The sequence below is a fragment of the Pseudoalteromonas sp. T1lg10 genome (assembly GCF_002964545.1).
In the GTDB taxonomy this organism is placed as follows: Bacteria; Pseudomonadota; Gammaproteobacteria; order Enterobacterales; family Alteromonadaceae; genus Pseudoalteromonas.
Genome location: NZ_PQBV01000051.1, coordinates 350,004 through 376,940 on the forward strand (window position 1 = coordinate 350,004; position 26,937 = coordinate 376,940).

Annotated in this window: 19 protein-coding genes and 1 pseudogene; 9 read left to right on the top strand and 11 right to left on the bottom strand. The window is 50.3% G+C overall.

What is annotated here, in order from left to right; translation table 11 throughout:
- Positions 1-99: 99 nt before the first annotated feature.
- Positions 100-2,976, bottom strand: coding sequence for an insulinase family protein (locus C2M17_RS14850; RefSeq protein ID WP_105201497.1), 2,877 nt, complete (start codon positions 2,974-2,976; stop codon positions 100-102).
- A 347-nt stretch (positions 2,977-3,323) separates the two neighbouring features.
- On the opposite strand from C2M17_RS14850, the gene C2M17_RS14855 reads away from it, so the two are divergent.
- Positions 3,324-3,737, top strand: a complete 414-nt coding sequence (locus C2M17_RS14855; protein WP_105201498.1) for an MAPEG family protein — start codon at positions 3,324-3,326, stop codon at positions 3,735-3,737.
- 18 nt (positions 3,738-3,755) lie between these two features.
- Here the strand turns inward: C2M17_RS14855 and C2M17_RS14860 are convergent, their stop codons facing one another.
- Positions 3,756-4,523: a peptidylprolyl isomerase gene (locus C2M17_RS14860; protein ID WP_105201689.1), complete on the bottom strand. Its 768-nt coding sequence runs from the start codon at positions 4,521-4,523 to the stop codon at positions 3,756-3,758.
- A gap of 236 nt (positions 4,524-4,759) precedes the next feature.
- Between C2M17_RS14860 and C2M17_RS14865 the strand changes: the two genes are divergently transcribed.
- Both C2M17_RS14865 and ushA read left to right on the top strand, forming a co-directional pair.
- Positions 4,760-4,945, top strand: a complete 186-nt coding sequence (locus C2M17_RS14865; protein ID WP_105201499.1) for a hypothetical protein — start codon at positions 4,760-4,762, stop codon at positions 4,943-4,945.
- A gap of 133 nt (positions 4,946-5,078) precedes the next feature.
- On the top strand, positions 5,079-6,698 hold the full coding sequence (ushA, locus tag C2M17_RS14870; protein ID WP_105201500.1) for a bifunctional UDP-sugar hydrolase/5'-nucleotidase UshA: 1,620 nt from the start codon (positions 5,079-5,081) through the stop codon (positions 6,696-6,698).
- Here ushA and C2M17_RS14875 read toward each other — a convergent pair.
- On the bottom strand, positions 6,685-7,674 hold the full coding sequence (locus tag C2M17_RS14875) for a hypothetical protein (protein WP_105201501.1): 990 nt from the start codon (positions 7,672-7,674) through the stop codon (positions 6,685-6,687). The two genes, ushA and C2M17_RS14875, sit on opposite strands and share 14 nt — an antisense overlap.
- On the bottom strand, positions 7,671-8,561 hold the full coding sequence (locus C2M17_RS14880) for a PhnD/SsuA/transferrin family substrate-binding protein (RefSeq protein ID WP_105201502.1): 891 nt from the start codon (positions 8,559-8,561) through the stop codon (positions 7,671-7,673). The genes C2M17_RS14875 and C2M17_RS14880 overlap by 4 nt, the downstream gene beginning before the upstream one ends.
- Positions 8,562-8,823: 262 nt before the next feature.
- Here C2M17_RS14880 and C2M17_RS14885 point away from each other — a divergent pair, with 262 nt between their 5' ends.
- The gene (locus C2M17_RS14885; RefSeq protein WP_158677908.1) at positions 8,824-9,612 is read left to right on the top strand and encodes a S1/P1 nuclease; all 789 of its coding nucleotides are present in this window, start codon (positions 8,824-8,826) and stop codon (positions 9,610-9,612) included.
- An 87-nt stretch (positions 9,613-9,699) separates the two neighbouring features.
- Positions 9,700-12,842 (top strand): annotated as a pseudogene (locus tag C2M17_RS14890) (TonB-dependent receptor).
- A gap of 52 nt (positions 12,843-12,894) precedes the next feature.
- Here C2M17_RS14890 and C2M17_RS14895 read toward each other — a convergent pair.
- The gene (locus C2M17_RS14895; protein WP_105201504.1) at positions 12,895-13,341 is read right to left on the bottom strand and encodes a MarR family winged helix-turn-helix transcriptional regulator; all 447 of its coding nucleotides are present in this window, start codon (positions 13,339-13,341) and stop codon (positions 12,895-12,897) included.
- 114 nt (positions 13,342-13,455) lie between these two features.
- On the opposite strand from C2M17_RS14895, the gene hmgA reads away from it, so the two are divergent.
- Together hmgA and maiA are read left to right on the top strand one after the other, a co-directional pair.
- Positions 13,456-14,757, top strand: a complete 1,302-nt coding sequence (hmgA, locus tag C2M17_RS14900; RefSeq protein ID WP_105201505.1) for a homogentisate 1,2-dioxygenase — start codon at positions 13,456-13,458, stop codon at positions 14,755-14,757.
- Positions 14,757-15,383, top strand: a complete 627-nt coding sequence (gene maiA / locus C2M17_RS14905; protein ID WP_105201506.1) for a maleylacetoacetate isomerase — start codon at positions 14,757-14,759, stop codon at positions 15,381-15,383. Before hmgA ends, maiA begins: the two co-directional genes overlap by 1 nt.
- Positions 15,384-15,550: 167 nt before the next feature.
- Here the strand turns inward: maiA and C2M17_RS14910 are convergent, their stop codons facing one another.
- The 4 genes from C2M17_RS14910 to C2M17_RS14925 all read right to left on the bottom strand — a co-directional run bounded on the left by C2M17_RS14910 (position 15,551) and on the right by C2M17_RS14925 (position 21,212).
- Positions 15,551-17,173 (bottom strand): diacylglycerol kinase family protein, encoded by a 1,623-nt coding sequence (locus tag C2M17_RS14910; RefSeq protein ID WP_105201507.1) that lies wholly within the window; start codon positions 17,171-17,173, stop codon positions 15,551-15,553.
- An 88-nt stretch (positions 17,174-17,261) separates the two neighbouring features.
- Positions 17,262-18,923, bottom strand: a complete 1,662-nt coding sequence (locus C2M17_RS14915) for a hypothetical protein (RefSeq protein ID WP_105201508.1) — start codon at positions 18,921-18,923, stop codon at positions 17,262-17,264.
- A gap of 111 nt (positions 18,924-19,034) precedes the next feature.
- Positions 19,035-20,144, bottom strand: a complete 1,110-nt coding sequence (locus C2M17_RS14920) for an arginase family protein (RefSeq protein WP_105201509.1) — start codon at positions 20,142-20,144, stop codon at positions 19,035-19,037.
- 288 nt (positions 20,145-20,432) lie between these two features.
- Positions 20,433-21,212 (bottom strand): DUF2189 domain-containing protein, encoded by a 780-nt coding sequence (locus C2M17_RS14925; RefSeq protein WP_105201510.1) that lies wholly within the window; start codon positions 21,210-21,212, stop codon positions 20,433-20,435.
- Positions 21,213-21,376: 164 nt separating this feature from the next.
- Here C2M17_RS14925 and udp point away from each other — a divergent pair, with 164 nt between their 5' ends.
- Positions 21,377-22,135, top strand: a complete 759-nt coding sequence (gene udp / locus C2M17_RS14930) for a uridine phosphorylase (RefSeq protein WP_105201511.1) — start codon at positions 21,377-21,379, stop codon at positions 22,133-22,135.
- On the opposite strand, the gene cdd is transcribed toward udp, so the two are convergent.
- Both cdd and ppc read right to left on the bottom strand, forming a co-directional pair.
- A complete protein-coding gene (gene cdd / locus C2M17_RS14935; RefSeq protein WP_158684044.1) occupies positions 22,096-22,983 on the bottom strand; it encodes a cytidine deaminase in 888 nt (295 codons plus the stop codon). The two genes, udp and cdd, sit on opposite strands and share 40 nt — an antisense overlap.
- Before the next feature lie 92 nt (positions 22,984-23,075).
- Positions 23,076-25,700, bottom strand: a complete 2,625-nt coding sequence (ppc, locus tag C2M17_RS14940; RefSeq protein WP_105201513.1) for a phosphoenolpyruvate carboxylase — start codon at positions 25,698-25,700, stop codon at positions 23,076-23,078.
- Between the two features lie 290 nt (positions 25,701-25,990).
- Here ppc and C2M17_RS14945 point away from each other — a divergent pair, with 290 nt between their 5' ends.
- Complete coding sequence (locus tag C2M17_RS14945) at positions 25,991-26,716, top strand: tetratricopeptide repeat protein (protein WP_105201514.1); 726 nt, start codon at positions 25,991-25,993, stop codon at positions 26,714-26,716.
- Positions 26,717-26,937 lie beyond the last annotated feature (221 nt).

Sequence of the window (26,937 nt, forward strand, 5' to 3'; positions counted from 1 at the left end):
GGGGTTCACCCCGACAAAGTGTATATGCTGTATATTTTGTCGGCCTAAAGGCCGACCTACAGACTTAAAAAGGCTCCCGAGGGAGCCTTTTCTCTTTGCTTATTGCCAGCTTACGACGCGGTGGAAATCAGCCACCGACTCTATTTTCGTTTGCTTGGGCAAATCTGCGAACGGCTTGTCGGCAAACTTGGTGCCGCGCAGCTGCACGTTTAGACGTGCCGCCTCCGGGTTCATCATGGTCTGCTGATAGAAGTCCTGCATATCTTTAAGAGTCAGCGCTTCAACGGCGGCCAGTAACTTGGCACGACTGTCGAACTCAAAACGCTCCCGATACCAATCCGGCATCAAACGACTAAGCTCGTCGGTCAGGTTCTTCGGCTGCTCTTTTAACGCCACAAGAGAGGCATTCTTTAACTGAGCAAAGGTGGCTTCGTCCAGCTCGGCTAACACCTTGGCGTATTGCACCTTAAACTCATCGAAACGCGCCTGCATCGCCTTGGCATCCTTCACCGGGGTTTGGATATACAAGCCAATACCGGCGTAATCTTCCAATGGACGCGCGGTGGCGCCAACGGCGTAGGCCAGTTGCTCTTCGGTACGCAGCTTATCGAATGCCACGGTACGGAAGTGACCCTGTAACACGGCGGCTGCGGCTTTTTGCGCATAGCCAGATTGTGGGTGATAAGCCATATCGATAATGGCCACATCGGCAACTTCTATGTCTTTTTGTACCACATAGGTTTCACCGGCTTTAGGCTTCCAGGTTTTCGAGCGGGTATAGTCGCTGTCTATTTGTTGCTCGGGCAGGGCCTTGGCAATGCTTTGGGCGATGGCGGCAACGCTGGCATCGTCATAGTTACCAAAGGCGAATACGCGCACATTATTGCGGCTTAGTACGTCATCCATCAAGGCATTAAGATCCGCAACAGTAACACTGTTAGCAGTGGCGATCAGCTGCTCGCTGTCATGGCTGCCAGAGCGCACCAGATCCGAGTACAAACCAAAGGCCTGATAGAAGGGGAACTGCTTCTTGGCATTTTGCAGACCACGGGTATAGCGGTCTACTGCCTGAGCAAAGGCTTGCGGCTCAACATCTAGCTTCAGGTTGCCCAGCGCTTCACTCAGTAACACAGGCTGTTTATCGGTAAAGCCACCGACGCTTAGGCTAAAGCCATTGCCCGGATCCATATTGACCGCCATGCCGGCGATCGCCGCCTCGGTCGATAATGCCGCTTGCGACAGGCTGTAAAGATCGGCCCACAGGCTTAGCAGCACACCAGCCTTGATATCCTGCTGCGCTTTCGGACTGTTCACATATACCTCAACCTCACCCTTAGGCTGCTCGGCAAAGTACTGACTCGGCTGCAACCACACCTTAACGCCATTTTTATCATAGCTGATGCTAGGCTTTTGCTCTGTATTAGCGGCGGCGGTTTTGATATCAAAATGCTCTGGCAATAAGCGGTTTACGCTAGGCAGAGCCAGGGCAAACTGGCTCGGCTGCTGCCAGCTGGCTTGCTCTTCGGCGCTGATGTCTTCGATGCGGTATTCACCATCATAGAAGTGCAGCTTGCTGTCGGTTTGCTCGCCCTTAGACACATACCAAACGCGCAGGGTATCGGCATTTAGCTGATCTAACACCTCATTAATAGCGCGCTCGTTAAACTCGGCGTAATAATAAGGAGCGTTAATGGCATTATTAAGCGGGTAATCCTGCATGCTTTGCGTCAGGGCCGACACATAACCAAATTCGTCGCTCTTTTCCAGGAACTGGAACTGGTTATTAAGTGAGGTACGAATTTCACTGAAGTACTTGGCGTCAACGCCATTAGCCTTAATCAATTCGATATAACGCATAATGGTGGCGAGGATCTCTTCGCGATTTTGCATGCCGACATCGGTCAGCTCGACATTCACATTCAATTCGCCATAGTTACCATACTTGTTGTATGAATCCGAAACGCTTAGCTGTGATACCCAACCTTTATCACGCAAGATTTGCGCCGGGCTGCCCGGCATTTCATTGCTTAGCAGGTAAGAAACGAAACGGTTAGGCTTGTAAGCAAAATCGTCACGGTTGTTTTCAATAATAAAATCAAGCTTAAGTTGTTTTACGTCTTCGTTTGGCTTGTAGTGTACACGCTTGCCGCCAACGTTTTCGTAGTTGAGTGCATGAGTCACGCCTGGCTTGTCGATGCCCTTATTCTTAATATCGGCAAAGTACTGTTTCGCTAGTTGGCGCATTTCATTTAGGGGACGATTTGAAATCATCGCCACCTTCATAATGTTTGACGAATAATAGGTATTGTAGAAGTCTACGGTTTCCTGATGCAGCGAGCTGCCCTCTTTATCGCCCAGGGTTTCCAAGTTACCGATAAGGAAGCGGTTGGCCGGGTGCTCACCCATCATTTTACGAGCCAGTTTAAACTGACCGAAAAAGTCCATTTCGCGGCGCATCGACCACTCAGCGTTTACCGCGTTTTTCTCTTTGTCTGTATATTGCGGGTACAGCTTGGGTGATTTAAAAAAGTCGCTAAAACGGTCCAAAGCTTCGCCGTAGGCATCGTTATTCACCTTGAACATATAGTTGGTGATATCCAGCCAGGTATAAGCATTATGGGCGCCGCCGTTTTTGGTCATAAAGTCGCTGTAACCCTGGGTATCAGGATAACGCTCGGTGCCAAGAAACAGCATATGCTCCAAATAGTGCGCCATGCCCTGCTGCGTCATGGGGTCATTTAACAAGCCCACACCCACACTTAAGGCCGCCGCCGATTTTTCCGCACTCGGATCAGACACCAGGATCACCTCGATTTCGTTATCGAGTTTTAGCGTTTCATAAGCACGCTTATCGTTAGGGCTTACTACCAATGTGTCTGGAACAAGTTTCACTGCGGTGTTAGTGGGTGTCGAGGTTGCGCTGCAACCAGCCAACACGGCCAGCGCTAGCGCGCTAAGGACGATTGTTTTCTTCATTATGCTGAATCTTATTGATGAATATTGCCCTTCATAATCAAAAATCACCGTTTAAAATGCAATAAAAAAACACCTAAGTTTGTAACAGATTATGAAAATCTTGTTTGCTTATTCGCCATAGAATTGTAATAACTATGCTAACCACATGGTATTTTTGCGAATTTAATACCAATACAGTTATATATGTGAGCAGAGATAGCGCTGGATAAATGATGTGATTACAAGTCGGAATTTTTCTTGTGTAGTTATTCTACACATAAAAATTCCAACGCCGTGAGCATGATAATTTAGCCCGCTAGAATGATGAGCTACGTAAGTAATTGATAGCAGACCTAAGGAGTCTTAACGTGACCAGCCAGCTTATACTTGCCCTGTTTTCCCAGGTGCTACTGACCTTGATAGTGATGGTAATAATGGGGCGCCGCCGCTTTGGGGCAGCGAAAAAGAAACAAATACAGATGCGTCAGTTTGCCACCATGGAGCTCGGCTCAGCGCCAGAGTCGGTGCAGGTCGCAGGACGAAATTTTATCAATCAATTTGAAATCCCTGTGCTGTTTTATGTGGCTGTGCTCTGTGCCCTTGCCACCAACAATTCGGGTTATGCGTTTGTTGCCCTGGCCTGGTTGTTTGTCTTAACCAGAGTCATTCACAGCGTCATCCACCTAAGCACAAACCACCTGCGCAGCCGCTATTTTACCTTTTTAGCGGGTTGCGTGGTGGTTCTGGCCATGTGGCTGACGCTGGTTTGGCGATTTATCTAACTATTTATTAGCGCGTTCTTAGCGTACAGTGCGGCGACGTAATGCCACTAACAAAGCCAGCGGCGCAAACCACCAGGCGGCGCCGGAGTCAGAGTCCGACTGGGGCTCAACCTCATCGATCAGGGTATTTTCAACCGGGGTCAGATCGATTGCCGAATTCGGGTCGTTATCAATAACAACAATATCGTTGATCATCACTAGGTTGGCACGCACCGCATCTTCGCCTTGGCTACATTGCTCTGCACTGTAATCCAGCATGGGGATCTCGCCACAGGTTTGCAGTGCATTAATGGCATTGACCACCTTCATGCCCTCGCCGATAACCTGACCAAATACGGTGAAACCGCCGTTTTGCAGATCCAAATTGGCACTGTTGTCAGCGATATTAAAAAACCACTGGCTGGTCGCACTGTTTACCTTGCCGCCAACCTTAGCCATGGCTATGGTGCCAGCCACATTGGAAAACACCGGCTCATTGATAATGGGTGCCTGCGTTTCAATGGCTTCGGCCTGACCGTCAAAGCTGTATGCACCGCCTTGAATAATAAAGTCCTCAACCGAACGGTGAACATAAGTCGATTGATAGTCGCCACGCTCTACATAACCAAGAAAGTTAGCTACCGTGGTTGGCGTTTTTTGGTCGAAAAGATTGACCTGGAAACTGCCTTGTGAGGTTTGGAACTCAACTATGGTGGCATGGGCCTGTGTGGCCAGGGTTGCAGCAGCGATTGTCAGGCCGGTGACCACACTGGTTGCTAGAGGTGTTGCAGCGCGAGAAGCTTTCATAAAAATTCCTTGATTATCTTTTTCGCCTACCTTAGCGCCCACCGCCCCCTTTCTCCACGACTAACTGAGCGCAAAAACAAATTGATACCTAAATGTAAACGGCGGTTACATTTACCCTAAACTTTTATAATAAAAAGTTATAGACCTTTAAATTTATAAAACAAATTGAGCTTATCAAACCCGCTACAATTGCCTACTATGGTGTGCATGATTTCAGCAACTTTTCGACAGTGACCATGAACAAGAATAATAATGTCATTTGCGACTTTGGTGTACATAAGGGCGAATCTTATAAACAACTCCCTGCTTGCTTCCTCAATTGGATGATAGGTGTAAATCACCAACAGGCGGGTATCGCTAAGGCCGAACTAGCGCGCCGCGAGCAGGCGGTACGAAAAAGTGTTAATACCATAAATCACTGAAGAAAAAGACAATAGCCGCATACCATCAGAGTAAAAAGCTAGAGTAAATAACCTAATTAGCCTTTGATGCTAATGAAATCTTCATAAAACTACATTAAGATCGGCGTACTTATTCGTTCAAGGGAATCGTATCGTGCGCCTTTTGTTTTTAGTTTCAGCCGTTTTTCTCGGCGCCTGCACACAATCAAGTAACATGGATGTCGCGCCAGACGCGCCTGCCCAAACCCAATACCTCACAGTTTTGCATACCAATGATCATCATGGCCGTTTTTGGCCCAATGCTCAGGGTGAATATGGTATGGCCGCCCGCGCCACGCTGCTGACACAATTACGCGCCCAGGCACAAGAACGCAATGACGCGGTGATCTTGCTTTCCGGCGGCGATATCAACACCGGCATTCCCGAGTCCGACTTACAACAAGCAGAACCGGATTTTAAAGCCATGAGCATGCTCGGCTATGACGCTATGGCCATAGGCAACCATGAGTTCGATAATCCATTATCTGTGTTGGCTAAACAACAAAAATGGGCGAATTTCCCGCTCTTAAGCGCCAATATTTTAAATAAAGACGATGGCAAGCATGCCTATCAGCCTTATGTAATGCTCAATAAACAAGGGCTTAAAATTGCCGTGTTAGGCCTTACCACCACGGATACGGCAAAAATCGCCAACCCGGATTTTATCGGTGCCTTCGACTTTATCGACCCCACCAAGGCGACCAATGCCATTTTGGCGGATTTACAGCGCCAGCAAGCGGATGTGATTATCGCCGTAACCCATATGGGCCATTACACTAATGCCGGTCATGGCATTAATGCCCCGGGCGACGTGACCCTGGCACGACAGCTGGCCCCTGGCGCCATAGACATGATAGTCGGCGGCCACTCGCAAGAGCCCGTGTGTATGCAAGACACCAATGTTGCGGTTGCAGATTATCGCCCGGGCATGGCTTGCCAGCCGGATAAGCAAAACGGCATCTGGATTATGCAGGCCCATGAGTGGGGCAAGTATGTCGGTGAGGCGCGCTTTGCCATCGAAGGTGAGCAAGTAACCCTGCTTAACTATCAACTTCATCCGGTAAATCTAAAAGATAAGCAAGACCAATGGGTTGGCAACTATATTGAGCCCGACCAAAACATGGTGAACTTCCTTGCCCCTTATCAAGCCAAGGGTCAGAGCAAGCTAAGCGTTACCCTGGGAAGTACCCAGGTGCGTCTTGAGGGCGATCGCAACAAGGTGCGCTTTATGCCTACCAACCTGGCACAGGTGATCACCGAAGCCCAAAAGCAGCATGTAAAGGCCGATTTTGCGGTGATCAGTGGCGGCGGAATTCGCGACTCCATCGTCGCCGGTGAAATTAACTATAAGGATATCCTGCGCGTTCATCCGTTTAAAAATCGCATCGGTTATATCGACTTTAGCGGCCAAGATGCGCTGGCCTATATTCGCAAAATAGCGGCCTACCCGGCGGACTCTGGCGCCTATGCTCATTTCAACAATGTTACTGCCATCTGCGACGGCGCTACATTAAAGTCGGTACGTATTAACGGTGAGCCGATCAAGGCAGACAAGACCTACCGCATGAGCATTAACAGCTACAATGCCGCCGGTGGAGATGGCTATCCAAGGCTTAATAATGATCCGCGATTTGTCGATAGCGGCGATGCCGATGCCAGCGTTTTAAGCGCTTATGTGCAACAGCACAGCCCGCTCGACACCATTGAGGTGCCCGCAGCCTTTACTTGCCGATAACCTCAAACGCCGAGGTATCCGTGATGCTAAGCCCATAGTGATGGACCCGCGAGCGTGACCCTTCACCATGGGCTTTAGGCGGGAAGTAAGGGTCTTTTTGCTCCCCGTCCTCGGTGAAGGCTTCGTCTAACGCAGCGCGGATCTCGCTCAGGGTTTTCTCCAGGCTATTGCTGAAGTTCGGACGCTTACGAATGGTGTGGCCTAATTCAATCAGGCGTGAGAAATACTTGTGCGCCAAATCCAATAGCTCAGCCGGCACATCTTTATTTTGATTCAGGGTCACAGTAGGGTGCTCTATGGCAAACTCTAACAATGCTAAATAAAAGCACAGCGGCTTGTTGGCCAGGGTCACACGCATCCCATGTTCGCCATAACGTATACTTTTATCGGCCAAGTCTAATAACAGGCTCTTTTTCTCCACCCTAATTTCTGGCTTCTCGGCCAACACCTGCAACTTAACCTCCATGGCCTTAAACCAGGGCCAAATAAATAAGGCCGCCAAGATACTCAACAACAGGGGTAAAACGCTAAGCCCATGATGCAACGGCATGGGCATCAATGAATATCCTATACTCAGCTCACCTGCTCCGGGGCGCTGCAACAATAAGTGCTTTGGCGCCACCGCAGAGTTGATGGTCGTTGTGCCTATTTGTTGTAATTGCAGCGGGTAATCCTGAGCCTGCAAATGCGTGTTCAGTTTCTCTATGTAGGCTTGGGTAAGCTCAACATCGGCGGGCACTTCTAATAAAGGGTACGCCAAGCCAATATGGCTGCTATCTAAAGCGATACGTGTTTTCAACTGCGCCAATGCCTGTGCCTGGCCTTGCTGCCAGCTGCCCAAAGCGCCCAGGTAATAGGCCAGCATACTGATAAATAAGGTTCCGAGCGCAAACAAGGTGATCGCCTTTTGCGCGTTAAAACTGCGATTGGCAAAACGTCGGCGCAACAGCGACACCACTAAGCGTCTGGTACTCATTGCCCCGCTCCTAAATATTGACCACCGCCTTGTTGGCACAGCCAATAGGGTTTGGCGCCATTAAAATAACTGGACTCACGCCCTTGTGCCAGGGTCATCAACCTGGTTTGAATGGCACAGGCAAGATCAGGATTATCCGCAGCCCGTTTAAGATACCAGTGACTACCGCTGATATTGCTGCCAATGGCGGTGATATAGTTCTCGGAAAAACGCTGATGGTCCGATTGCTGCCAGTAAGAAGAGATAATATCCAATTCGCCCTGCGCTAGCTTGTCACGCAGCGCATCATGGGAGTTCACAAAAGTGATATCCAGGCTATCAAGGTTAAGATCCAAATCCTTAAATACCTGTTTGGGGATAATATGCCCCGAGCGACTGGTGGGATAGTCAATTAGACCGATACGCTTATCGAGAAAATACGCTTTCTCTAATTTTGGCTTTTCATGACTGGCAATAAAGTAAGCTGTGTAACTGGGGTAACCAATCAGCGGCGTATAGCCATAGGTATTGCGGGCATCAAAGGCGTGGATCATATTGTCCTTGGCCAAAATCAGGTGCGCCAGGCCCTTACCAAGAAAATGCACCTCGTATTGAGACGAGCCGCTCCAATAAGCAAAGACCTCACCGTATTGTTTTGATACCACCTCATCGACACAAAGTTGCTGTGCCAGTTCACTGGCTAGGGATTGACTGGGCGCAAACAGAGTCAGTCTGGTTTTATTCCCGACACTCAAGGTGTTACAGCTATATGAGGTGGAAAGCACGGATTCGAGCTGAGGCAAGTGGGCATTCAGACGATACTGACCGACAAGATAACTAATTAAACCAACAATGGTAATAGTTGTTAATATCAGCGCGCTGTCACGCCAGCGTTTGATCGATTGCAACGGACTTTATAGCTTATTGAAATTGCGTTGCCGACATTTCACCAGTTATTATTACTTATTGCAACAGGTAATTTTATTCATAGATTGTAACCTATTGTTTTAATAGGTTTATTAACAAGTAATTATGAATCCCCTTAAGTCCTTTTCTTTCACTGTAAAAACTCGGAAAATTTAACTCACAGGGCAACTATGCAACGTGAAAACAACAATGGATTTACAGCTGATTCGCCGCTCATTTAAAGCCGCTCTAATAGCAGTTTTGATGATGGGCACAACTTTTGGGATAAGTTTTAGCAACCAGGCATGGGCCTGGGGCGCAAATGGTCACCGTATTATTGGTGCCATCGCCGAGCAACATTTAAGCGCCGAAGCAAAAGCCGAGGTCATGGCTATTTTAGAAGGACAGAGTTTGGCAAGAGCCAGCACCTGGGCCGATGAAATGCGCTCTGCTCCCGGTCAATTTTGGCAACGTCAGTCATCACGCTGGCACTTTATTAATATCGACTCGCAGCAAGCATTTTTAAATACAGAGCATCAAGCCCATAGCGACAAGGCCGATATAAAAGATGCCTACAGCGCTATTCTCACCGCCATATCGGCGCTAAGCAAAGCGGATACCAGTGCCGCCGACAAACAATTTTATTTACGTTTTTTAATTCACCTTATTGGCGATATTCATCAGCCCCTTCATGTAGGCCGCAGCGCCGACCGTGGCGGCAATCGCATTAATGTCGAATTTTTCTCGCAAGTGACCAATTTACATCGCCTTTGGGACACACAACTAATCGCGCATCAACAATTGTCATATTCTGAATACAAAGATTTTATATGCTGTACCCAAAGTCAAGTCACGCAAAATAAAAACGTTGACGTAAAAGCCTGGCTACTGGAGTCGCATCAACTGGCAACTAGCATCTATGCCCAGGGCAATGAGCAGTTAGGATACGAGTATGTCTATCAATACCAGGCAGTAGTAGAACAACAACTGCGTCGCGGCGGCTTACGTCTGGCGGCGCTGTTAAACCAGTTATACCAAGGAACCGCGGCCTAGCCGCACAAAAATAACTTTCGGCCCAAGCTTTACGGCCGATGATAATGAATTGTTTAACTAGATAAACTTAACACGGGAAACAACAACATGAAAATGCAACTTAGGAAAACGGCCATCTCTGCTGCTATTGCAGCAACCATGGGTGTATCCACTGGTGCTTTTGCAAACGAAACGTCATCATCAATTAAAGGTCAGATCACTGGCCCTGCCGGCAACCCTGCTGCTGGCACTGTGGTGACCATTATCCACCTACCAACGGGCTCATCTAAAACCGCCGTTGTTAACGACGCTGGCTACTTCAGTGCCAAGGGTCTGCGCGTAGGTGGTCCTTACAACGTAATCATCGACTCTGATAAGTTCGAAGATCAGTTGATCGAAAACGTACAGCTGTCTCTGGGTAAAGAATACCCGGTAACCGTACAGCTACAAGCAAAAACCGATATGGAACAGATCGTAGTAACCGGTCGTCCTATTAGTTCATTTTCTGGCGGTACCGGCCCAACCGCTACCTTCACTCAAGAAGACCTGGAAACGGCACCGGCCATCAACCGTGACATTAAAGATATCGTTCGTATCGACCCGCGCGTATACGTAGACGAAAGCCGTGATGCTATCCACTGTGGTGGTGCTAACCCACGCTACAACAGCTTAACCCTTGACGGCGTGCGCATGAACGACAACTTCGGTTTAAGTTCAAACGGTTACCCAACGGTACGCCCGCCTTTCTCATTCGATCAATCGAGCAGGTTGCCGTTGAGATGGCGCCTTTCGATGTTCAATACGGTGGCTTTACCGCTTGTAACATCAACGCGGTAACCAAGTCTGGTACTAACGAAATCCACGGCGGCGTATTCTTCGACTACACCAATGATTCAATGAAGGGTGACGAAGTCGATGGTAAAGAATACGACAATGGTGACTACAACGAGAAGCGCTACGGCTTCAACGTAGGTCTGCCGCTATTAGAAGACAAGCTCTTCCTATTCACTTCTTACGAGAAGCTTGAAGGTGTTGCCCAGTTTAACTATGGCGCCCTGGACACAGGCAGTGTAAGCGCTGCTGACGTGGCACGTATCCAAGAAATCAGCCAACGCGTGTACAACTATGACGCCGGTACTACACCTGCGAGTGCGCCGGTAGATGATGAAAAAATCTTGGTTAAACTAGATTGGAACATCAATGATGATCACCGTGCCAGCTTGGTATACAACTATAACGACGGTTTTACCCTGTCACAATCAGATACTGGCAGCACGCGTTTATCGCTAAACAGCCACTACTATGAGCAAGGTGCCGAGTTCACCTCTATCATAGGTTCATTATACTCGGACTGGAACGACAGCTTCTCAACCGAAGTACGTATCGGTAAGTCTGAGCTGGACGCGCGCGTAGAATCTCTTGACGCAGCCTCTGGTTTTGGTGAATTCCAAATCAATACTGCCGATGGTGGTACGGTTTACATTGGTCCGGATGACTCACGTCATTCAAATGACCTTAACTACGAAACCACTACCTTCAAGCTAGCGGGTACTTATTACCTTGACCAGCACACCCTAACAGGTGGTTATGAGTACGAAGAAATCGACGTATTCAACATGTTTATGCAGCATACTCAGGGTGAGTTCCGTTTCAGCTCAATCGATGACTTTGAAGCGGGTCTAGCTAATCGCATTGAGTACAATAACTCGGCCGGTACCAACAACCCAGCGGACGCAGCAGCGAAATTCTCATTCGCTCAGCACACCTTCTACATTCAGGACGAGTATGCATTTAGCGACCTGGATGCAACCTTGACCTTTGGTGTTCGTTACGACAAATACACCAGTGACGATAACCCGAACTACAATGCTAACTTCGAGAATCGTTACGGTTTCTCTAACCAGCAAAACCTAGATGGTATTGACCTGATTCAGCCACGCGTTGGCTTTAACTGGTTTGTAGATGAAGCCCTTGAAGTGCGTGCCGGTGTAGGTCTGTTCTCTGGTGGTAACCCGAACGTATGGGTATCGAATGCCTACTCAAACGACGGTGTAACCAATATCTACACCCGTTTAAGCAATGTTGACCTGTTCAACACAGCAATGACCAACTTCGATGGCGGCACACCGGGTTACGATATCCCTCAAGCCCAGTATGATCAGGTTGCCAATACGCCTATCGGTCAGGGCGATGGCACAGTTAACGTGATCGACCCTAACTTCGAAGTACCTTCTGAGTGGAAATACTCAATCGGTGCAACATACACGTTCGAAAGCGATTACGTGCTAAGCGTAGATCTATTACATTCACGTAAGCAAGACTCTGCGATTCTTACGGACCTGGCACTAAAAGACAGTGGTGACACTACCTTTGACGGTCGTCCTATCTATGAATCACTTGAAGGCCGTGATGGCGAATACATGCTTACCAACGTAGGCAGTGATGATGGTGAAGCCACTGTACTTTCTGCTGCCATCAGCAAGAAGTATGACAATGGTATCGACTTCAGCTTCGCGTATTCTTACACCGACTCTGAAGACGTAAACCCAATGACCAGCTCGGTAGCCGGCTCTAACTATGGCAACCTGGCAACAACCAACCCTGGCAACCCGGGTTCACATACTTCGGACTACAATGTGCCGCACCGCTTCACTTTAAACCTTGGCTATACCCATGAGTTTATCGATGGTTATGCGACGCGCTTTAGCCTATTCGGTCAAGCAAGTGAAGGCCTGCCTTACAGCTACACCTTCGCGGGTAGCGATAGAGGCACGGGTGCCCAAGGCGATGCCTTGTGGGGTGACGAAAACGCCAATGGCGGCCGTCAGTTACTTTACATTCCACTTGAGAACGATCCTAACGTAGTTTACGGCGAGAACTTCGATCTGGCAGCATTCAATGCCTTTATCGAAGAAGAAAATCTGAAGCGCGGCTCTATCACAGGCCGTAACTCAGAAAACGCCGATTGGTTTGTTAAGTTCGACTTAAAAGTAAGCCAAGAGCTTCCTGGCTTTATGGACGGTCATAAGGGCGAAGCCTTCTTCGTTATCGATAACCTGACTAACCTGCTTAACGACGACTGGGGTACATACGAAAAAGGTTCATTCGTAGGTAACCGTCTAGTAGGTGCCAGCATCAACGAAAATGGCCAGTACGTTTATCATAACTTCAACGCCAACAACGTAAATACCGCAGTTCAACGCGATGCGTCACTGTGGGAAATGCGTATCGGTGTTCGTTACACCTTCTAATAACCTTTAACGCAAATTTGCGCCTGGCGCAAAGTTAAGCCAAGGCCCATCCCTACTGATGGGCCTTTTTTATATCTGCGGCGCGCAGCTCCAGGCGGCGCAATAAATCCACCAGCAGTGCCTTTTCCTGCTCAGAAAATCCCGCCAGCAGTTCCTGCTGCCAGAGCAAAGCCTCTGGGATCAAGGCATTAAATTGCTGTCTGCCCTGCTCACTTAAACGCACCTGTTTGGCCCGTTTATCCTTGGCACAGGCACTCACTGTTAGCCAATCAAGCTGCTCTAATTCATTAATCGCCCGCGAGGCCGTTGATTTATCCAACATGGCCGTATCGCATAACTGCCTTGATGTTAGGCCCTCTTCGGTCTGAGCCAGATGGCAAACGATGCGCCATTGCGGGTTGGTCAATTGCCCCCCATAGACCTGGGCAAAGGCCTCGCTCACCTTGGCGCCACTTAAAGTCATCAAATAAGGAATAAAGGTGTCCAGCTTAAAAGCCATAGTCTGCTTACCTTAAGTTAACGTAAATAATTTCTTACACCCGAATTAGAGATGGGATTTGAAATTAGTCTCACATGAGAGTATCTTCAAACACAATACAACAGGAGTGACACCATGACAAATAACAGCCTTGAATATATGACAGGTTTTGGTAACGAATTTGAAACCGAAGCCCTTGAGAATGCCCTGCCTATCGGCCAGTTCAGCCCACAAAAAGTAAACTACGGCCTGTACGCGGAGCAATTTTCCAGCACCGCCTTTACCGCGCCTCGTGGCGAAAACCGCCGTACCTGGCTATACCGCATTCGCCCTTCAGTAATTCAAGGCGATTACGAGTTAATGGACAATGGCCTGCTGCGCTCAGCCCCTATTACCGAAGTGCCAACGCCGCCAACCATGTTGCGTTGGAATCCGGTTGCTATCCCCGAGCAGGCAACCGACTTTATCGACGGTCTGGTGACCATGGCCGCCAATGGCAGTGTGAATGGTCAAGCCGGTATTGGTATTCATATTTATGTGGCTAACCAGTCTATGGAAGGTCGTTACTTCTACAATGCCGACGGTGAAATGCTGTTTGTGCCACAACAAGGACTTCTGCGCCTGAAAACCGAGTGCGGTATTTTAGAGATCGGCGCCGGTGAAATTGCGGTGATCCCGCGCGGTATGAAGTTCTCTGTAGAACTACCGGATGGCCCGGTACGTGGTTATATCTGTGAAAACTACGGCAACCCATATATTTTGCCTGAGCGTGGTCCAGTGGGCGCCAATGGTTACGCCAACGACCGTGACTTCCAATACCCGGTTGCCGCATTTGAAGACATCGAAGGCGACTTCGAGATCGTGGCTAAATTCAGCGGTCAGCTTTATCGCGCCGATATCAAGCACTCACCACTAGACGTTGTCGCCTGGACAGGTAACAGTGCCCCGTACAAGTACGACCTGGCGCGCTTCAATGTGATGAACACGGTGAGCTATGATCACCCGGATCCATCAATTTTCACCGTATTGACCTCACCGTCGGGCACCCCAGGCGTGGCCAACGTTGATTTCGTGATCTTCCCTGAGCGCTGGATGGTTGCCGAGCACACCTTCCGCCCACCTTATTACCATCGCAACATCATGAGCGAGTTTATGGGTCTGATCAAAGGTGTGTACGATGCCAAAGAAGCGGGCTTTGTGCCTGGCGGTTCAAGCCTGCACAACTGTATGTCGCCTCATGGTCCAGAAGCTGAAGTATTTGAAAAGGCTAGCAATGCTGAGCTTGAGCCGGTACGCTACGAAGACACACTTGCCTTTATGTTTGAGTCTCGCTACATCATAGCGCCGACCAAATACGCACTCGAGGGTCAGGAGCGTCAAGGCGACTACCTGGATTGCTGGAAAGGCATCAAAAAGCACTTTAACGGAGCTAAGTAATGAAATTATATAGCTATTTTCGCTCTTCGGCGGCTTATCGGGTGCGTATCGCCCTGAATCTGAAAAACGTCGATCACGAATTAGTACCGGTTAACCTGCTTAAGTCTGAGCAAGAAGGCGAAGCGTATCTCGGCAAAAACCCGCAAGGCTTATTGCCGGCGGTAGAGACGGAGCAAGGCGTGCTGGCACAATCTCTGGCCATTCTTGAGTGGCTGGATGAAACCACAGAGCAGGCCCCTCTGCTCAGTGGCGATGCCTGGCAGCGCGCACAAATTCGCAACCTGGCCTATGCCATTGCCGTGGACATTCATCCGCTTAATAACCTGCGCGTTTTGAAATACCTGAGTAATGAGCTGGGTGTGAGCGATGAGCAAAAAACAAAGTGGTATCAAGACTGGATCATCACCGGCTTCGACAAGGTTGAACAACTGCTTGGCGACACACAGTTTTGCTGTGGCGAGCAGCCGAGCCTGGCCGATGTATGTTTAGTACCTCAGGTATTTAACGCCCTGCGCTTTAAGGTACCCATGGATAACTACCCGAAGATCATGGCAGTTTACCAGCATTGTAATACCCTTAAAGCATTCGCAGACGCAGCCCCAGAGCAGCAAATCGACGCACAATAAGGGCCTAAATGCGGCTTTTAATAGCAAAGTGATACTCATACTGTGCTTGCCGGCTTCGGCAAGCACCTTGGCACTGTTGCCGCATCAAGCAAAGCATGGGCGCGAGCCCATCTATCCGCGCACAAATCTAATGCCCGCTTTAAGCCAGGGCTTCATCTATAACTTACCTAAGGCTTACTCGGTACCATCACTTTTAATGATGCCGGTTGCACCCTAATTTCCAATGACTCTGCCTGACGGGTTTCACCGTCGATAACATAGTCTATGCCCTCAGCACAACTCACCGCTACCCGCCTGGCGTGAGTGTGGTGTGCATGTCGGTCGAGCTGGGTCTGCGCCACACTGTTAAATGCCAGCTCGGCGATACTGAGCACATTCACATTGGAATTTTTAGTCGGCTCCAGCCAGTTTACATCGAGCAGGCCATCGTCATGCTCCGGTTGACCCTGCCCTTGCGCCAATAAAGTAAAGACAGGCGCCGCATTGGCAATGATCATGCTATTGGTGTGAATTTCCTGTGCCGGCATATCATCCAGAGTAAGCGTGTAGTCCTTGGCCTTATGTTCGCTGAGCGCCTGCCAAAAGCCCTGCAAATAGGCAAACTGACCACTGTTGTTCTTAGCTTCACGGTGCGCCGACTCTATCATCTTGTGCTCAAAACCTATGCCCACCAAAAGCAGTACCAGCTCGTCATTACAAGTGGCTGTGTCCATGGCCTTTACATCGCCGCTGATCAATACGTCCAGCGCCTTTTGCACGCCAAAGGCCTTGCTTTCAATGCCCATCAGCACATGGGCTAAGGCATTAGCCGTGCCTAAGGGAATAATCCCCAGCGCCACATCGGTATTAACCGTAACCGAAGCCACCTCGGCTATGGTGCCATCGCCGCCACAGGCGATGATCATATCGGGATGCTCAGCCATGGCCTCACGCGCTAAGTCCGTGCCATTTTTAGTTTCCGTGGTGGTTTTTATCGACATATCAAAATAGCTGTTGAGGCTGGACATGATGTCGTGCTTTTTATCTGCCCACAGCTTGCGCCCGGATACCGGATTGGCAATAAGGCAAACGCGGTTGCGCACCACCAACTCGCCGCGCTGGTGCATTTTCTTCAGCGCTTTACGCTGGAAGCGGTTTAAATTGGCGGTTTCCCGGGTTTCCTGAATGCGCTCTAACACCTCATCGACATCCGCATCAGGCTCCTTGGCCAGCAAGTAGGCGGCCATCACCAGCACAGAGCGGCCACGGCCTAAAGCACAGTGTACTACGACGTTACGTTTGCGCTTACGGTGATGATGGATCCAGTTAATGGCCTGGCGCAACTGCGCCCTGTTTGGCGCGGCATGATCCAAAACCGGAATATTTAAATAACTGATATGCTCGCCCATTACCGTCCAGTCCAGGCCATCAAATTCACAGGTGGCATCTAAAATGGCGGTGACGTTTTCATGTTTTAGGGTATCAACATCGGGCGGGAAAAGTCGGCAGGCGAGGAATAAACCGGGCTCGACTTCCTGAATGGGCGGCACCTTATCATTGCGTCGCTGCCAGGCGTTATAAAGTTGCGCCCCCAGCAAAAAGGGGATAAAGGCCCAGCGGATATACCAGGGAATAGTGCCGTTTTGACGCTTACGGAAAACCTTCCCGGCGTTGGCAATATAAGCCAGAGACACCAAAAATAAGGACAACGCACTCCAATAAAAAAAGATTGCGATATAGGGAAGCCTTATCATCCAAGCCGTGGTGCATAAGATCACGGCCAACACCAAGTATGCAATTGCTGCAAACATCAACCACTCCTGGTAAGCGTTTATATTGTAAAAGTATCACGCTACCAAGTAGACGCAAGCCCGTCATCAATAATTAGCTGATAAAACACTAATTCCGTGGTGCAAATTCGATAATAAGCCCTTCGATGGCACAGGCGTTGGCACGAATATCGGTATTCAGCATACGGGTTTGCTGATCGCTGCGCAGGGTAAAATCCCAATACTGACCGCGAGTATATTGCGTGGCCAAGGCCATCTTGCTGTTTGATAAACACATGGCCTGAGTCAGGCTGCGCAACTTGCCATCATAGAGGATATCGCCAAAGCGCATTTGTGGCAGTGCCTGAGCGTCTGGGCCCTTGACCTCTATGGCCTTTGTATCGGTGGCTAAGCGCCATTGCTGCTGCTCTAACGTCAAACGCACGCCACTCGGATAATAGCTGTAACGAAAGCTGCGTGTGTCCAGGGGCTGGATCTTAACAACCCCCGCCTCACCAAGCACGGTTCCTATATTGTCCTGACCGGATGTAATAACCACCAAGGCGCTGCCGGCATCTATGCCGTAACCGGCCAGTTGCCCGGCCCCATATAACAGGCTATGCAAGCGCAGGCTGCGGTTGTCATCGCTAAATTGCGTATCCAGCACCCCGTAGTTAAAGGTTCCCAGGCCCCCTTCGGGCTCATAGCTGATGGCTGCATAGCCAGAAGGCAAACTGGTTGGCTTGGTCGCAAGTTCTACCTTGTTTTCAAGGGCAGCAAAGGCATCGCCGCCGGTGATCATGGCCACGGCCCCCTTGGCGTTACTACCGCCACTTTGTATTGCACTGCCAGTGCCATTAGCAAGAATAACCGGGCGGGTGCGCAAGGCTTCAGTCCAAGGATATTCCTTGCCCTGCTCGTCATACAGCACCGCGCTGGCAAGCGCTTGATCGCCGTCATTAAAAAATACCGCACTTGCTGCCTCTATCTGGGCTGTCAGAGCCTCGACTCCTTGGCTGCACAGTGCCTGCTCCTCGGCGATACGCTCAGGGTACACCCGCGCTCTGTCAAAGATCAGTGCTTGTTGGCGAAATTCGTTGAGCTTATCGCAGCGCCCCTGGCTAAGCGCCTTGGCCAGCGCAGGTGTTAAAGGCAACCATTGACCGTCTATGCTCTTTGATGCCAGTAATTGCTGGTAGTAATCGGCACTGGCATAGGGGTCGCGACTGGCGCTAGTTAGCATCAGCACCTGAGGTGGCTGCGCCTGTTGCCCCGCAGCAACGCTAATTGAGCTCTGCATAAAGGCAAGTATATCCCCAGTAGCCTCATGGCTATTTACGTGGGTATCGAGGCGCACTTTCTGAGAAGGCTCAGCCAACTCCAGGGTATCGAGTACATAATAATAAAGGGGACGAGCCAAAAGCTGAGCCTGAGGGTCTTGTTGATACCAAAGCGCTAGTAATTGCTCCTGCGTCATCGCTTGCTCGCTAACAAGTGCTTTAAGCGCCTCTACCGTTTTTTCTTTTTGCGCCTGATACTGAGATGGCCAGTGTGTCTCCAGACGAGTCAGGGCCTTATCGTCCACTAGATAGCGAGTGTGAGTTTTACCGCCTTCACGACTTTGTTGACAATGGTCGGGCGTCATAGATGAGCATACCTGTAGACCGCCGCCGACCAAGACCTGAGTTTGCGCCCATGCCTGGTAAGGCATAAAGGACATAATCAAAGCACTGGCGCTCAGTAACAAGGCTCGGGGAGTCAGGCTGTAAAGGTGAAAGAAGGGGTAGATCATAGAAACACTCGCAAAATTTTATGCTGACACTTGTTTATATTGCCACAAAGCGGCCACAAAAAAGAGCGCTAATGCGCTCTTTTTATTGCTGATTTCTCAGGAAAATCAAGCTTATTTATTCATTTGTTCAAGCAAGAATGCCGAGATTTTTGCACCTTCACGCAACGTTGTTTCCGAGCTCGACTTACCCTCTAACGAGCTGTCGGTGAAAGGAGCAATCTCCATCATATCGGCGCCGGTAATGGGGAACTCGGCGGCCAGTGCGCCAAGAATATCCAATGCCTGTTGTGGATTAAGACCGTCTTTTTCCGGTGTGCCGGTGGCCGAGGCAAATTCCGAGTCCAGGGCATCAATATCAAAACTGACATAAAGCTCATCAACGCCATCAGCACGTAGCTGAGCCAATACTTCGGCGACTACCGCATCTGTGCCGCGCTCATTGATTTCGTGAGCCCAGTGTTGCTTCACGCCAAAAGTGCCTTCCCAATGGGATTTAGGCTTGCCACTTGAACGGATCCCGAATTGGATCAAATGCGCCGGGCTTGGCAAGTACTCAAGGATATGGGTGCACCAAGAGCCGAAGCACAAATCGATACCCAATCGCTCTACCAAAAGATCTGTGTGGGCATCGAAGTGAATGATGGCTACCTTCTTGCCCTGCTCGCGCTTGGCTTTTAGGTACGCCTTGGTCAAAGGATAGCTGATTGAGTGGTCGCCACCGATACCGAAGATCCCCTTTTCTGGGAAGTTAGCATAAAAGTCGGTGCACACGTCCTCGGTGATGGATAATGGGCTTACATGGTACTCACTGTCGGTATCCGCATAGAGGGCCTTTTGACAGTTGCTGATGGTGCCTTCGTTCAAATATTTGTCGTGCAACAGATGCGGAATGACACGCACATCGCCCAAATCAAAGGCTTTCGCCTGAGGCTGTTGTTCAATCAGGGTGTTGCGTAAAAATAGCGGACCCCAGTTGGCGCCACGCAAAATACCGCCGCCACAGTCTGAGCTGATCCCCAGCATCACCGCCTTGTGCTCGGTCGTTTGCAGACCATCGAGAGACGCTTGCCACAGAGCTTCAATATTGTCGGTTTGACCATAAAGCTTCTGTTGCAATGCCGCCTTGCGCTCCTGCGCCGTGTTTACCGTAAATACACCATTACCCGGTGGACACAAGCACTGTGCTACCTTAGTTCGAAAGTCTTGCCACTTAGCGGTCATGCTATCTCCTCAATATTTATGCAGTTTTTCGATTTACCGCCGGTGTCGATGAAAATGACTCCAGAGCGCCTCAAGGATTTTCCTTAGCACGCTCAGGAAAATAAAAACCAACACATAAGACATTGATTTTTATTTATTTATCAATTTCACATCGGCGTTAAATCGGCACCAATACAGGATCAATATACAAGCCGAGCGCAGAAGTCAAACCCAAGCGAACAGGCGTAACTGGGGAAGGTGACTGGCTATGCATAAATGCTGCATAAGCCAGCCGATAAGCGAATTCGTCTACTCGTAACTACGGGGGCGCTTGGTTTTAATGGTAGCGATGTAACCGTGCCAACTGGCATAACTCAGCCAGGGCATAATTACGATAAAGCCGGCGGCGCCGGTCAGAAAGCCAAGTAAAATTAAACAGACAATACAGATACACCAAACCACCATGGCGGCAATATTATTGCGTACTGCATGCATGGAACTGACCACGGCGGTCATCAAATCCACCCGGCGCTCCATCATGATCTGTGGGGTAAAGGCGGAAATGGCAAACACGGTTACCAGCAAGACCCCACCTATAATACTGCCTAAGGTTAAAAACGCGCTTAACTCTTCAAAGCTGGGGTTCACAGTATTCGGATACAGGGCATGCGCCAACGCCGCTAAACGCATCCAGACTATCATGATCACCATCAGCAGCACCGCAAAGCCCCACTCTCCGGCTGGGTTACGAAACATGGACTTAAGGCTGTGCCATAAGGTGGGGGTATGACCCTTTTCCAGCTCCCAGGCAACATCATAAAGACCGGCGGCAAAGGCCGGGCCCACAAGGGCAAAGGCCACGGTTGCCGGCAAGATCACCAAATGAGTTTGACTGGAATAAATAAAGAATAAAATGGTGGCGGGGATCAGGGTAAAAACCAGACCATAAATCAGGCTTAAAATCGGCGCCCGCGCCATATCGTTAAAGGCCAGGGCTAACCAATGCAGTGGCGCCAAGGGGCTAATTCGATTACATTCAAAACAACGAGCGAACTCGCCATGACTGGTGGCATTTGACGATACGGCCATACGCTAACTCCTCTGATGATGTTATTTAACATCTAGTTGAGATTTACGGCGCTGGCAAGCGGGCACAGGAGCAAATTCGGACATATGTCCTTATAAAAAACGCCCCGGCGCGCCAGCATAGGCTTACTTGCTCGCTTAACACGCATAGGGATCAGAGAGTTAATATGAAAACAATGTTTCACCTTGGCATTTCAAAAGATCAATTAAACGGCGCCACCCTGGCTATTATTCCCGGCGCTCCTGAGCGGGCCGCAGTAATAGCGCAGCAACTGGATAATCATCAATGTCTGGCGCAGCATCGCGAATTCCATGTTTATCTTGGCGAATTAAACGGCCGCAGTGTGGTGGTCTGCTCCACAGGTATCGGCGGCCCGTCAACTTCCATTGCCGTTGAAGAGCTGGCGCAACTGGGGGTCGATACCTTTTTACGCGTCGGCACCACGGGCGCCATTCAGCCCCATATTAAGGTCGGCGAGTTGCTTATTACCCATGCCTCGGTACGCCTCGATGGTGCCTCGCACCACTTTGCTCCCCCCAGCTACCCCGCGGTTGCCGACTTTAGAGCCACCGCCGCCTTAGTCGCTGCCTGCGAGCAAAGCAAGGAAGCACACCATATCGGCATTACCGCCTCAAGCGATACCTTCTACCCGGGTCAGGAGCGCTACGACACCCACAGCGGCTATGTGCCTCAGCACCTGCAAGGCAGCATGGCACAGTGGCAAGCCCTTAAAGTAATGAACTATGAAATGGAATCGGCCACCCTGCTGACCATGTGCAGCGCCTTAGGGCTGCGCGCCGGTTGTATCGCCGGGGTGCTGGTGAATCGTTGCGATCAGGAGATCCCGGCAGTGGATATTGCCGCGATAGAGCAGCGCGCCATCACTCAGGTACTGGCTGCGGCGGCGCTACTATTGGCACAGTGATACTGAAACCTGGCCTGCGGCGCTAAGCGTCGCACCATAGCCTCGGTGCTGTCCCGATGCGACTTTAGGCTATCCAGCTCACAGAGGGACACCCTGTCTATGGCCTTAAAATCAATGCCCTGCCCCAAGAGCGCCACCTGACTAAAGGCCGCCAGCAAGGGATGGAAGCTGGGATTAAAGGCGGCATTTTCAATATAACGGCCATAAAAATGCTGCTCGCCCATGCTTAACATCAAGGCCGCCTGGCCACCACTGTAGGGCGCATAACTGAGCTGCAGATGCCGATGCAATTGCTGCTGCAGTTGCTCGACATCATCACATTTACCAAGACCGCAACAATTGCCTTTTTGCTCAGCCAAGATACGTTCACTTACTCCTAGATCGTTTGGCCCAAACGCCAGAGGTAATAACTCGCTCAGCGTCGCCTCAACCTCACCAATACTGATTGCAAGTCCAGTATCGGCACAAAACTCCTTGATAAACTGGCGACAATAGCCACAAGGCGTGGCACTGACGTACAAGTGCAGAAGCTCACAGGCGTCATTGAGCCAGGCATTATGCAGCGCGGTTTGCTCCGCATGCACGGCGCTCTCTAACCCGCAATGGGGCAACTCAACATTGACTCCGGCGGCGTAGAACTCTTCACCCTGATGATTGCGGGCATGCACCAAAGCCGCCACCTGAAACTGGGAAACGGGCGCGACTGCCCAGGGCTGTATCTGGGTTAACAGCCACTGTGCGGTGTCTTTGTGATTATTTCCCAGCAGCTGGCTGAGATTTTCAAATTGCTGTGCGCTAATAATGCCGCGCTGTTGCTTGATACTTTCAAGCATGGGGGTTGGACACACAAGCTGTCCTTTTGTTTAGCAGTTTATGGCGATAGTAACCTAGTGGCGCTAACGCGGCAACCTGGCCCGCATTAGCGCTACTTTACACTAACTTAGCCGGTATTACGCATCCCGGCGGCGATACCGGCCATGGTGATCATCAAAGCATTATCCAAAGCCACCGAGCCACCGGCGCGCACCCGCTTTAATAGCTCAACCTGAAGCACATTCAAGGGATCGGTATAGGGATTGCGCAGGGCAATGGACTCGCGGATCCAGGGCTGATGACCGAGCAAGGTATGCTCAGGGCTCAACTCCTTGATAAGCGCCGTGGCCTGTGCCAGCTCACTGCGCAGTTGCTCACCTAGGGGTTGCAGATGCGACGCCACCAGGCGTTGGTCATAATAGGCGCTAAGCCAGCTGTCGGCTTTACAAAACACCATTTCCAGCATTTCCAAACGGGTGCGGAAAAAGGGCCATTGCTGGCTCATCAATGCCAGGTGTTGCTCACCAAATTCCTCTATGGCTGCCGCCAATCCCTGATAAGCGCCCAACCAGGCGGGCAGCATTAACCGGTTTTGCGACCAGGCGAATATCCAGGGGATCGCTCTTAGGCTTTCTACGCCACCGTCCGGATTACGTTTTGCAGGTCGTGAGCCAAGGGGCAGTTTACCCAGCTCCTGCTCAGGTGTAGCGCTGCGGAAATAAGGAACGAAATCCTTATTGCCACGCACTATGGCGCGATAATGTTCGCAGGACTTCTCGCTTATTACCGCCATGACCTCGCGCCACTGCGGCTCGGGTTGCGGCGGAGGCAATAGATTGCCCTCAAGCACGGCGCCCACATACAGGTGCAGGCTTTGCTTGGCGACACTGGCAAGACCGTATTTAAAACGGATCATTTCTCCCTGCTCGGTCACCCGCAGGCCATTTTTCAAACTGCCCGGCGGTTGCGAGCGCAGGGCTTGAGCCGCCGGTGCGCCGCCACGGCCCACCGTGCCGCCACGGCCATGAAAGAGTACCAGCTCAATATCACAGTCATCGCTTAGGGTAACCAGGGATTCCATGGCGCTGTACTGGGCCCAGCCTGCCGCCATCATGCCGGCGTCCTTGGCCGAGTCGGAGTAGCCTATCATCACATATTGCTGCTCACCCATCACGGCGCGGTAAACCTCATTATCATAGAGAGTGCGCATCACCTCGGGGGCGCGATTAAGGTCGTCCAAAGTTTCAAACAGAGGCGCCACCGGCATATTGAACGCACAGCCAGCCTCTTTTAACAGCAACTTCACCGCCAGCACATCGGAAGCCTGACGGGCCATGGAAATAATATAGATGCCAAAGTTATCGGCGTGGTTGTCGGCAATCACCTTGAAGGTATCGAGCACTTCTTGGGTTTGCTCAGACGGCTGCCAATGGCGGGGCAACAAAGGTCGCGGATTGGCCAACTCTTTGGCTAAAAACGCCAGCTTGGTCTGCTCATCCCAGGCACAGTAATCGCCCAACTCCAGATATTGGCTGATCTCCGCCAGTACCTGGGCATGTTTGTCACTGTCTTGGCGAATATCGAGCTGACTCAGCTGCAGGCCAAAGCAGCGACAGCGCACTATAGTGTCTTGCAGCAGACCATCGGCTATGACCGCCATCTTATTGCTGCATAAAGAGCGATAACACATTTGCAGCACATTGATGATTTGCTTGATGTCGGTAATACGGTTTTCACCCCGGCTTGGCTGACCGGTAATTTTTGCTTCCAGATATTTATGGGTCTGCTGTAAGTCACTGCGCAGCGCTTTGAGCACCTGACGATAAGGCTCATGGCTTGGGCCACTGAGCGCCAATAGCTCTTCGCTGGCCGAATGCATGGAAAGCTCATTGATAAGCTGATTCAAATCGCGAATATACAAGTCCAGGGCCATCCAACGACCATGTTCGAGCACGCTTTGGGTAACCTCGGCGGTAACATAAGGGTTGCCGTCCCGGTCGCCGCCCATCCAGGAAGTAAAACGCACCGGTCGGGCACTGGGTGCCAGGCTCATATTTAACTCCTGCTGCAACAGGGTATCGAGCTCACGCACATATTCGGGCACCGCTTGCCACAGGCTGTTTTCTATCACAGCAAAGCCCCATTTGGCCTCATCCAGCGGCGTTGGCCGGCTGTGCCGTATTTCGTCCGTATGCCAGGCCTGGGCGATAAGCTGGCGCATACGCGCAAGCAACTGGGTGCGTTCGGTCGGCAAGAGTTTGTCGAGTTCAAGCTTATCGAGGCAATCACTTAGTTGCACATGCTTGTTGATTAATGTGCGTCGAGTCACCTCGGTGGGGTGCGCCGTCAATACCAGGTTAATATCGAGTTTGGCCAGCGCCTGCGCTATTTGCTCGCTGCCGATACTACTCTGTTTCAGGCGTTTTAGGGTCTGTTTGAGAGGGTCGAGCTGGCAAAAACCTGTATCCGCATGACGCGAAACCGTGTGGTACTGCTCCGCCACATTGGCCAGATTTAAAAACTGGTTAAAGGCACGCACCACCAGCAGGAGCTCATCGTCGCTAAGGCGATGCAACTCGTTCAGCAGCTGCTCCCGGGCTTGCTCGTCACCAGTACGTGAACTCTTGGCCAGTTGACGAATGGCTTCAACCTTTTCTAAAGCTGGCGCACCTAAGGCCTGCTCTATGGTGTGTCCCAGTATTTGCCCTAACAAACTCACATTGCTGCGCAGTGCGCTGTATTGGTCGCTCATTCCTCTCTCCATATCCGGTGTGCAGAATTTAACTTGTTGTAGCATGGAATTGGGTCAAAATTAAAGGCTTGCGTCTTAGGCCGAGGGGATGAATAGACCGAAGCTTCGCCTTGAGCATAAAGCGGACATATAGCCTGCAATCAAAAGTAACAATTTTGTATCCTACTGCTAGGTCTTAGATATAACTAAAAAACTTCTAACTCTCTTTGGTTATTTCTCGATAGACTTTGGATAATAATGGATAACAAGGCTAGAATCAGATAGATAGCAGCCATTCTCGGAGACACACTATGTTGCGATTTACCTTATACACTGTGAGTCTGTGCACTGCACTCGTGCTCACCCCTCCTGCCCAAGCTGGTTTAGAAGAAGGAATTGCTGCCGCCAATGTGGGTGATTTTGAAACCGCCATCAGCGAATTTCAATATCTTGCCGACAAGGGCTTTGCGCCAGGGATTTATGAACTTGCCCAGCTGTATGAAAATGGTTATGGCGTCGCCAAAAATCAATACAAAGCAGCGCAACTCTACCAACAAGCTGTAGACAAAGAATACGCCGATGCCATGTTTTCACTCGCCGTGATGTATCAAGAAGGCCGAGGCGTGAAAGTGGACTCACAACGTGCAGTACAACTTTTTATCGGTGCCGCAAAAAAGGGTGTAGCCGCCGCCCAGTTTAACCTCGGCGTTATGTACACCAATGGCGAAGGTGTGCTCAAAGACTACCCTACAGCGGTAGACTGGTATCAACAAGCCGCAGCGCAGAATTACACTTTAGCCCAATTTAACTTGGCGCTGATGTATTACGAAGGCCTAGGCGTACCAAAAAGCATCGAAAAATCATACATCTGGAACAGTATTGCCGAGTTCAACGGCAATATGGATGCCAGCACCAGCCGCAAGCTCGATGAGCGTAGACTACAACCGGATGCCATAGAGCGCGCGAAAAGAACCGCCAATGATATGTATGAAAGGATCCTCGCCGGACGTTACGTAGGTGAAGGCCGACGCCTTTAAAGACAAGCTAAACGGGCTTTGTTTTTCAACAGCAAAGCCCGGCTAGCGGCGGCATTCCCTGGAGTATCCAGCTAATATTGAGCCCATAAGGATTTATATACGAGGCAAGGTGTGAGTTACCACCTACTGTGTTTTCATTGACTAACCCAAGGGAATAAACAAGATTAATGGACGCTCGCTCTTATATTTTTCTCCGCTGTGCTCGGTATATGGCGAAGATG